An 8,336-nucleotide genomic window follows, 5' to 3' on the forward strand; every position below is an offset into this window, starting at 1 on the left:
TCCGTAAAGGGGGGACACGTGGGGGGACCCGTGGCCGGGAGTGGCGGGCGCGTGCCGTTCGGTGTCGACCGCGGCGTGCCCGGATTGATCGTGAAGTTCGGCGACTACCCGCTGCACCACGGTGGCGTCGGCGCCATCCGCAGTCTCGGGCGCCTCGGTGTGCCGATGTACGCGATCACCGAGGACCGTTACACGCCCGCCGCCGTGTCGCGGTATCTGGAGCGGGCGTTCGTGTGGCCGACCACCGGGACGGAGGCGCCGGAGCGGCTGGTGGAGGGGCTGCTGCGGATCGGGCGGCGGATCGGGCGGCCCGCACTGCTCGTCCCGACGGACGAGGAGGCCGCCGTGCTCATCGCCGAGCACCAGGCGGAACTCGGCGGCGGCTTCCTCTTCCCGCGGGTGGACAGCGGACTGCCGCGTCGGCTCGCCAGCAAGCAGGGGCTGCACGAACTGTGTGTGAAACACGGGATCGCGAGCCCCACGGCCGTCTTCCCCCAGTCGTACGAGGAGGTCGAGCGCTTCGCCGCGACGGCCCGCTTCCCGGTGGTGGCCAAGAACCGGGAGGCCTTCGTACGAAGAGCCCGGCCGGCCGTGAACGGCACCACGCGGATCGGCAGCCGGGACGGCCTGCTGCGGCTCGCCAAGGAGTGGGGAGAACACCCCGGCGTGATCCTCCAGGAGTACCTGCCCCGGGAGGACGCCGAGGACTGGATCGTCCACGCGTACTTCGACGCCGAGTCGACACCGCTCGCGCTGTTCACCGGCGTGAAGGTGCGCTCGTGGCCGCCCCACGCGGGCATGACGGCCAACGCGTACGTCGTCGACAATCCGGAACTCGCCGACCTCGCGGCACGTTTCATCAAGGAGATCGGCTTCAGCGGCGTCATCGACCTCGACCTGCGGTTCGACAGAAGGGACGGGCAGTACAAGCTCCTGGACTTCAACCCGCGCATGGGAGCGCAGTTCCGGCTCTTCGAGAACGAGGCGGGGGTTGATGTTGTCCGTGCCATGCATCTCGATCTGACCGGGCGTCGGGTTCCGGAGGGGGAGCAGCGCGCCGGTCATCGGTACGTCGTGGAGAACATCGACCTGCCGGCCCTGATCGCCTACCGGCGCAGTGGCTACACGACCCCGCACGCGCCCGCCCGCGCGAGCGGTACGGAACTGGCCTGGCTCGCGGGTGACGACCTGCGGCCCTTCTTCACGATGCTCGCGCGCTTCGTACGGCCGGGCGCGAGGCATCTCTACCAGCTGTGGCGGACCAGCCGCCGGGGTGGAGGAACCGGCTAGGGCACAACATTTCGACCACGAAGTAGGCACATCGCGTCCTGGGGAGGGACTTCGTGATTCATCCGGTTGCAGTGATCGGCGCCGGGCCGTTCGGTCTGTCCACCGCCGCGCATCTACGGGCTCGCCGCATTCCCGTACGCGTCTTCGGCGAGCCCATGGTGAGCTGGCGGGACCACATGCCCGCGGGCATGCTGCTCAAGTCGACCCCCGCCGCCTCGAACATCGACGCGCCGCAGCGAGGCCACAAACTCGTCGACTACTGCGACGCCGCGGGCATCCCGCGGCTGGTCACGGACGAGGACATCATCCCCGTCGAGACCTTCGTGGCCTACGGGGAGTGGTTCCAGCAGAAGCTGGTGCCCGAGCTGGAGCGGGTGCGGGTCGTGTCCGTGGACCGGCGCGGGGACGGCAGGGGCTTCGAGCTCAAGCTGGACTCCGGTGAGGCGTTCACCGCGCGGGCCGTCGTCGTGGCGACCGGGCTCTCCGGGCTCGCCCACCTCCCGCCCGAGCTCGCGGGAGCGGCCAGCGACGGGCCCAGCCCCACGGGGCCCGTCTCGCACAGCGCGCAGCACCACGACCTGAGCCGGTTCTCCGGCAAGGAGCTTCTCGTCGTCGGGGCGGGACAGTCCGCCCTGGAGACGGCGGCGTTGGCCGCGGAGGCCGGGGCGCGCGTACGGGTCGTCTCGCGCGGACACGGCAGGGTGGCGTTCGGGGCACCGCCCTGGGGGCAGCCCCGGCTCCGCCCGGAGTCGCCCTTCGGGCGCGCCTGGTCGCTGTGGGCCCTCAGCTACTACCCGCACCCCTACCGCTACCTCCCCGCCGAGGCCCGCCACTACCTGGTCCGCCGCGTCCTCGGACCGTTGGGCGCGTGGTGGCTGCGCGAGCGCTTCGAGGGCTCGGTGGGCGTGCGCGAGGTCGCGCGGATCGTCCGCGCCGGTGCCATCGACGGGCGCCCGCTGCTGTCGGTCCGGACGCACGAGGGCCGCACGGAGGAACTGTCGGCCGACCACGTGATCGCGGCGACCGGCTACCGCATGGACATCGCCGCGATGGACTTCCTCGGGCACGAACTGCGCACGGAGCTGGTGGTGAGCCGGGGAACACCGAGGCTGGGCGCCGGCTACCGGGCGTCCGTGCCGGGGCTGTACTTCACGGGGTTGCCGTCGGCGGCGTCGTACGGGCCCGTGATGCGGTTCGTGTGCGGGACGGAGTTCGCGTCACCACGGCTCGCCAGGCACCTGGCGGCCGCCCACCGGTGAGGGAACGGATCGCCGGCGGGCGCACCCCGGTTGGCGGTGCGTTCTGACGTCCCGTTCGTCGCTTTCGGGTGACAGCCAGGGCGAGAGGCCCGCCGACCGGTGGGGCGTCGCGAGCCGGGGCCGTGCCGTGCGGCGTCGTGTGGCGTCTTGCGGGCGGACCGTGACCCCGCGAACGTCCGAACGGGCAACGTACGTCGTCCGGTTCACGCCGGACAGGTGGGCCCCGGCGATCCGTATTCTCTGATCATGAACCCGCGCACCGCATATGCCCTGATCGCCACTGACCTGGACGGAACGCTGCTCCGCGGCGACGACACGCTCTCCGACAGGTCGCGTGCGGCGCTGGCCAGAGCCGCGGCCCGGGGCGCTCGGCACCTGGTGGTGACGGGACGTCCCGCGCCACGCGTGCGCCCCCTGCTGGAGGACCTCGGGAGCGAGGGGCTCGCGGTGTGCGGGCAGGGCGCGCAGTTGTACGACGCCGGCGCGGACCGGCTGCTGTGGTCGGTGACCCTGGACCGGGAGCTGGCCGAGACCGCGCTCGGCAAGATCGAGGCCGAGGTCGGGCAGGTGTACGCCGCCGTCGACCAGGACGGAGTGGACGGGCTCACCCTCATCGAGCCGGGCTATCTGATGCCGCACCCGACCCTTCCCGCCGTACGGGTCCTGGTCCGCGACGACCTGTGGTGCGAGCCCATCAGCAAGGTGCTGCTGCGCCACCCGACCCTCTCCGACGACGAGTTGGCGTCGGCGGCCCGCGGAGCGGTGGGTTCCCTCGCGACGGTCACCATGTCGGGGCCCGGCACCGTCGAACTCCAGCCAAGCGGGGTCACCAAGGCGACCGGTCTGGCCCTCGCCGCCCGGCACCTCGGGCTGGGCCCGGCCGACACCATCGCCTTCGGGGACATGCCGAACGACATCCCCATGTTCGACTGGGCCGCCCACGGGGTCGCCATGGCCAACGCCCACCCCGAACTCAAGGCCGTCGCCGACGAGGTGACGGCGTCCAACGAGGAGGACGGGATCGCGGTCGTACTGGAGCGGCTGTTTCCGGGCGCCGGGCCGAATCCGGTGCCCAGGCCCCGGTCCGGGGCCGAGTCCGAGTTCGGGGCCGAGTTCGGGGCCGAGCCCGGGGCCGAGCCCGGATCCGTACCGGCTTCCGTACCGGCGCCGGGCCGACGGAGTTCGTCGTCCGCTCGGCCCGGCCGGTAGGTGTTCCGGGATCAGTACGGTCCGTTGACGTTGTCGATCGAGCCGTAGCGCGCGGCGGCGTAGTTGCACGCCGCCACGATGTTCGCGACCGGGTCGAACGGGTCGTTCGCCGTGCCGTCCACGTGGTAGGCGGCGAAGGTCGGGTCGATGACCTGCAAGAGTCCCTTGGAGGGGGTGCCCGCCGCGGCGTTGGAGTCCCAGTTGTTGATGGCCTGGGGGTTGCCGGACGACTCGCGCATGATGTTGCGGTAGATGCCGTCGTACGACCCGGGAATCCCGTGCTGCGCCATGACGTCCAGCGCCTCGCGGATCCAGCCGTCGAGGTCGTTCGTGTAGGTCGTGTCGGCGACCGGCTGGGCTTCGGCGGCGGACTGCGGGGACAGGTTGGACCCGGCGGACGGGGCCGACGGGGCAGACGGGGCAGACGGTGCGGACTGCTTGGGGGCCGTGGACGTCTTGTCGGCCGTCTCGCTCGGCTTGCTCGCCGTGCCCGCCTTCGCCGTCTTGAGCTTCAGGTGGAGACCCGGGTGGATCAGGTGCGGGTTGCCGCCGATGGCCTTGCGGTTGTCCTTGTAGATCTTCCGCCAGCCACCGCGAGTGTCGTATTTGTCCGCGATACGGTAGAGCGTGTCGCCCTTGACCACCGTGTACGTGAGGGACTTGATCTGGGGTGCGGACCGGTGTGCCGCATGCGGGGCGGCCTGGGCGGCGGCGGGAGCCTGGGCGGGCTGTGCGGCGCTCGCGGTGGTCGCGCTCAGGAGCGGGAGGGCGAGGGCGGCCGTGCCGGTACCGGCGACGACGGCTCCTCGGGTGAACGGGTTGGTTCTCTGGCGGCGATGCTTGCCTCGTGTGGCCATGACGCTGTTCCTCTCCGGCGCCTGCGAGGTGAGCTGTCGGGTTCGGGCGGGGAGGTGCCCGGCCGTGTACGGCGACGCGTCGTGCGTGCCGTGCGCGGCTTCACCCCGAGCCGGTCCGTAGTGCGGGCCGGCGGCTTACCTGGGTCCCCCGCTCCTGCCTGTGTGAGTGGGTTGGTCAGTGGGGATTCCGGGCGGCGGCAGGATTCGGCGTCCCGTCCGGATGGACCGCGAACGTATGCGAGAGCACATGTCGGGAACAAGACGGAAAGCGCGACAGAAGCGCACTTGATCAGCTATTTGTGACGGAGTAGCCCTCGAACTTTTCGGAAGGCAACGCTCAACTTGCTGTCTGCAAAGGAAGAGTCGAGCGGGTGGAGGCAAGGGGCGCCATCGAGCCGACGTGACTCAACTCACGGAATGAACCGGGCGAAGCGCCAGTAAGGCGGTAATTCGGACAAGTCGGCTGAGGGTTGGCCCGCCTCGCGGGGAGCGGCTTCGGTCCTTCACCTGTCGGCGCCGTCCCGCGATGGGTGCGAAGTGCGGGGTATACGTCCGGCGTTCCGGGAACTCGCTGACCAACTCCACGTAAGGGACACGGAGTACGCGGTGTGCGCGGAGAGTGGGGAGGTCGCGCGGAGGCGGGGGCCGGCCTCGGTCGCGTGGCCGGAACCTTGCGTGCGGGGTGAGTCGTTGTCGTAGCGGTTGCCCGGTGTGACGGCCGTGGTGACCGCCCTGAGTGGCTCCGGTGTGAGGGCGGCGTCGGCGCGTGCGGAGGTGTGATCGCTGAGGCCTCGTGAGGGGTGGCGTGGGTGAGGGGCGTACGGATGAGCGAGTTCGACGGGCCCATCGGAGTGATCTCCGGGGTCGCGGGGGCCCTGGCGCTTTCGGCGGCCGCGGGTGAGGGTGTCGACTCGAGAGTCGGTACATATCAGCTTGTATCACCTGATCAGGAACATACCGGGCGTGATCCGATACAGCCCGGCCTGGACCAGTGGGCGCCCGTGGTGATCGAAAGGTGACCGGATACGCTGACTCGAGTGATGGCAGAGACAGATCGACAAACCGTGTCATCGACCGTGAGACCGACTTTGAGACCCACCGTGTAACCGTCAGTAGACGTCAGCAGACAGGAGACCCCTCGTGACCGTCGTCGGGCCGTTCGGGCTGAGCGTGCGGGACCAGGCTCTGGAAGCCGATGTCCAGGCCGGATTGGCTGCTGTCGAGGAAGGGTTGCTCGAAGCCACCAAGAGCGAGGTCCCCTTCATCCAGGAGGCCGCGCAGCATCTGCTGCGGGCGGGCGGGAAGCGTTTCCGGCCATTGCTCGTGATGCTCGCCGCGCAGTTCGGGGACCCGTACGCTCCGGGGATCGTCCCGTCGGCCGTGGTGGTCGAGCTGACGCACCTGGCCACGCTGTACCACGACGACGTGATGGACGAGGCCGACGTACGGCGGAGCGTGCCCAGCGCGAACGCCCGCTGGGGGAACTCCATCGCCGTCCTGACCGGCGACTTCCTGTTCGCGAGAGCCTCCCACATACTGGCCGACCTCGGGCCCGAGGCGGTCCGTATCCAGGCCGAGGCATTCGAACGGCTGGTCACCGGCCAGATCCTCGAAACCGCCGGTCCGCGCGACGGGCGGGACCCGATCGACCACTACCTGGACGTCCTCGGCGGCAAGACCGGATCGCTGGTGGCCGTGTCCGGCCGGTTCGGCGCGATGATGTCCGGCGCCGACGAGACGGTCGTGGACGTGCTGACGCAGTACGGGGAGCGGCTGGGCATCGCCTTCCAGCTGGCCGACGACGTGCTGGACATCGCCTCCGACTCGCACGAGTCCGGCAAGACGCCGGGCACCGATCTGCGTGAGGGCGTCCCCACGATGCCGGTGCTGCGGCTGCGGGAGCGGGCCGAGCGGCTCGGGCTCGCCGAGGACGTCGCGCTGTGCGAGCTGCTGGGCTCCGATCTGAGCGACGACGCGCGGCACGCGGAGGCGCTGACCCGCCTGCGGACACACCCCGCGCTGGAGCAGGCGCGGCGGGACACCGTGCGGTACGCGGAGGAGGCGCGGGCGGTGCTGTCGCCGTTGCCCGAGTGCGATGCGAAGGCCGCGCTGGTCGAGCTGTGCGACGCGGTGGTGCACCGAGCGGGGTGACGGCCGGGTCCTGCGGCTGCTGAACAGGCATCAGCCAGGCGGCGTACTTCCCTTCGACCCCTACGGGTCGGGGGAGGCGCCGCCTCTTCGTGTCATCCCACAGCAGTACATGGAGTTGATTCCGGGGTCTGACGCTTCTGGATGGCCGATTTGGTCAGATGGAAAGCACCACTCCTCACCGATTCGGGTGAGAATGGCGGCTCGGGGTGGACGACGACGAGTGCGAGATACGACGAACAAGCCGCCGCCTACTACGGAGGTAAGGCACACATGGCACCGTACGAAACCGACGACAGCGCGAAGGCCGACGAGGCCGAGGACATGCGCGCCGGGCGCCGCAAGGCCGCGCGGTACGTCGTCCCGGTCACGGTCCTGGGGGTGGCGGCCGCGACGATCGGGCTGGTCCCGGCGTTCGCCGGCTCGGGTGACCCCGATCTGCCGAAGATCAGCGCACAGGAACTCGTCGAGAAGATCGCCGCGTCGGACGTACAGCAGGTGTCCGGGACGGTGAAGATCAGCACGGATCTGGGACTGCCGGACCTGGGCGGGCTGGAGAGCAGCCTGGGTGGGGCCGGAGGGGCCGGAGGGGCTTCCCGCGGTGGCGACGGCTCGTCCGCCGACCCCTCCTCCAAGCTGCTCGAACTCGCCTCCGGCACGCACACCGTGCGCGTCGCGGCCGACGGCCCGGACAAGCAGAAGCTGTCGCTGCTGGACAAGGCCTCCGAGTACAGCGTCATCCACAACGGCGACGACATGTGGGCGTACGACAGCCAGTCGAACGAGGTCTTCCACTCGACCGGCGCCGCCGAGGGCAAGGACCAGAAGTCCGGCAGGGACCAGAAGTCCGACAAGGCGTTGCCCGAGGACGTCCCGGCCACGCCCCAGAAGCTGGCCGAGGAGGCTCTGAAGGCGGTCGACGACACCACGTCCGTGACCGTGGACGGCACCGCCCAGGTCGCCGGCCGGGACGCGTACAAGCTGCTCATCAAGCCCAAGGAGTCCGGCTCCACGGTCGGCGCCATCTCCATCGCGGTGGACTCGAAGACCGGGCTGCCGCTGAAGTTCACGCTCACCCCGGCGAGCGGGGGCGCGGCCGTCGTGGACGCGGGCTTCACCCAGGTCGACTTCGGCAAGCCGAGCGCCTCCACCTTCGACTTCACACCGCCCAAGGGCGCGAAGGTCACCGAAGGGGACAAGGCCGAGGCCCGGGGGCAGCACGACAACGCTGCGCCGTCCGGCGAGGACCTCGGCAAGGAACTGGAGGGCGGCGGCCTGAAGACCATCGGCGAGGGCTGGAACTCCATCGCCGAGTTCGACACGGGCGGCCAGGGCGTGCCGTCGGGCGCCACCGGCAACGGCGACGTCGACGGGTTCCTGAACTCCCTCGGCGACCAGGTCAAGGGCGAGTTCGGCTCCGGTACGGTCTTCAAGACCCGTCTGATCAACGTCCTGATCACGGACGACGGCAAGGCGTACGCCGGCGCGGTGACCAAGGACGCGCTGGTGAAGGCGGCCAACGCGGCGCAGTGAGAACCTGAACCGGCGGGCTGGGGCGGCCGAATGCCGCCCC

Annotated in this window: 5 protein-coding genes and 1 pseudogene; 5 read left to right on the forward strand and 1 reads right to left on the reverse strand. The window is 70.5% G+C overall.

The genetic code is table 11. The annotated features are described in order from the left end of the window. Positions 1-51 precede the first annotated feature (51 nt). From FNH08_RS37545 to FNH08_RS37555, 3 genes and pseudogenes are all read left to right on the forward strand, one after another. The gene (locus FNH08_RS37545) at positions 52-1,290 is read left to right on the forward strand and encodes a carboxylate--amine ligase (RefSeq protein ID WP_322726130.1); all 1,239 of its coding nucleotides are present in this window, start codon (positions 52-54) and stop codon (positions 1,288-1,290) included. 53 nt (positions 1,291-1,343) lie between these two features. Next, the gene (locus FNH08_RS37550; RefSeq protein WP_322726128.1) at positions 1,344-2,549 is read left to right on the forward strand and encodes an FAD-dependent oxidoreductase; all 1,206 of its coding nucleotides are present in this window, start codon (positions 1,344-1,346) and stop codon (positions 2,547-2,549) included. 246 nt (positions 2,550-2,795) lie between these two features. After that, positions 2,796-3,602, forward strand: a pseudogene (locus FNH08_RS37555) (HAD family hydrolase); the annotation flags it as partial. Positions 3,603-3,769: 167 nt separating this feature from the next. On the opposite strand, the gene FNH08_RS37560 reads toward FNH08_RS37555, so the two are convergent. Then, positions 3,770-4,615 (reverse strand): LysM peptidoglycan-binding domain-containing protein, encoded by an 846-nt coding sequence (locus FNH08_RS37560; protein ID WP_152776005.1) that lies wholly within the window; start codon positions 4,613-4,615, stop codon positions 3,770-3,772. Positions 4,616-5,755: 1,140 nt separating this feature from the next. On the opposite strand from FNH08_RS37560, the gene FNH08_RS37565 reads away from it, so the two are divergent. Both FNH08_RS37565 and FNH08_RS37570 read left to right on the forward strand, forming a co-directional pair. After that, positions 5,756-6,766: a polyprenyl synthetase family protein gene (locus tag FNH08_RS37565; protein WP_322726129.1), complete on the forward strand. Its 1,011-nt coding sequence runs from the start codon at positions 5,756-5,758 to the stop codon at positions 6,764-6,766. 270 nt (positions 6,767-7,036) lie between these two features. Beyond that, entirely contained in the window at positions 7,037-8,296 is a 1,260-nt protein-coding gene (locus tag FNH08_RS37570; protein WP_152776006.1) for a LolA family protein, read from the forward strand. Positions 8,297-8,336: the final 40 nt, after the last annotated feature.

This window comes from Streptomyces spongiae (genome assembly GCF_009377185.1).
Lineage (GTDB): Bacteria > Actinomycetota > Actinomycetes > Streptomycetales > Streptomycetaceae > Streptomyces > Streptomyces spongiae.

Excerpts from the sequence above, each read along its gene's own strand:
- FNH08_RS37560 (WP_152776005.1), bottom strand. The coding sequence starts at position 4,615 with ATGGCCACACGAGGCAAGCATCGCCGCCAGAGAACCAACCCGTTCACC.
- FNH08_RS37570 (WP_152776006.1), top strand. The coding sequence starts at position 7,037 with ATGGCACCGTACGAAACCGACGACAGCGCGAAGGCCGACGAGGCCGAG.